We start from the raw sequence: 1152 nt of genomic DNA, 5'->3' as shown, positions 1-1152 counted from the left end.
GTAGCGCGGAACGGACCGGTGCACCAGATCACCGATCTGAACGTCTCCACTGCGCTTCGTGGTGACTTCGCCGCCGCGCACCTGTCCGGCGACAATGCGCACGTGCTCACCACGGACACGCAGAAAAACACCGTCTACGCCTTCGCCCGCGAGCACGGAATCGGCCAGATCGAGGATTTCGCGATCCGGCTGGGTCACCATTTCGTCGGATCCCTCCCGTGGATCGACGGCGCCCGGATAGAAATCGAGCAGTACCGGTGGGACCGCATCCCGGTGGACGGAGTGCCGCACGACCATGCCTTCAGCAGGTCGGCTGGGGAGAAAAGGACGACGGTCGTCACCCTCGACCGTGACACGGCCTTCGTCGTGTCCGGACTCGCCGGGCTGGTCCTGCTGAAGTCGACCAGCTCGGAATTCTCGGGGTTTCTCCGCGACCGGTACACCACGCTGCCCGAGACGACAGACCGCATCCTGGCGACAGAGGTCACCGCCCGCTGGCGCTACGCCCGGCCAGACCTCGGCTTCGAACGACTGTTCGACGGGATACGGACGGCTCTGGTCAGCACCTTCGCGAGCCTCCACAGCCTGGCTCTGCAACAGACCCTGTACCGGATGGGCGAGGCGGCACTGACCGCGCACGCCGACGTCGCCGAAATCCGCCTGTCAATGCCGAACAAACACCACTTCCTGGTTGATCTAGAACCGTTCGGGCTCGATAATCCCAACACGATCTACTACGCCGCGGACCGGCCGTACGGCAAGATCGAGGGAACGGTCCTGCGCGATGACGCTCCCGACCCGGGGCCGAGCTGGCTGACCTTCCCGGGATTCTGCTGACCGGTGCTGACCGGTGCCGTCACCCGACGGGCGGTGGGCGCCCCGGACGCCTGTCCCAGCGGCGCAGCGTAAGGCGGTCGCCGGGCATAAGCGTGAGGGCATGCGCGGCGTCACCGTCGCGCACGGCGAGGGCCGCCATCCCCGCCGAGTCGACGTAGAGCACCGCCTCCCCCGGGCCGACGGAACCGAAGGTGACCCCTACCGCCAGTTCAACCATCGGGCCCGCGGCCGCGGGCGGCCCGGCCGCCTGCTCGGCCCCGGTCGAGCGGTCCCGCCGGAGCGGTCGCAGCACCGCCCGACCCGGCGGGCGCAGCC

General features: G+C 68.7%; 2 protein-coding genes. One reads left to right on the top strand and one right to left on the bottom strand.

The features are described from left to right. Nucleotides 1–837: factor-independent urate hydroxylase (gene pucL / locus AC08OQ_RS17650; RefSeq protein WP_476612219.1), on the top strand; the 837-nt coding region annotated here is incomplete at its 5' end. 19 nt (nucleotides 838–856) lie between these two features. On the opposite strand, the gene AC08OQ_RS17645 is transcribed toward pucL, so the two are convergent. Continuing rightward, nucleotides 857–1152, bottom strand: a 296-nt coding sequence (locus AC08OQ_RS17645) for an SAM hydroxide adenosyltransferase (protein WP_476612218.1), incomplete at its 5' end; no start/stop codon positions are given.

It is taken from the genome of Frankia sp. CcCS3, assembly GCF_977927575.1.
This window is presented reverse-complemented; position numbering and strand designations above follow the sequence as displayed.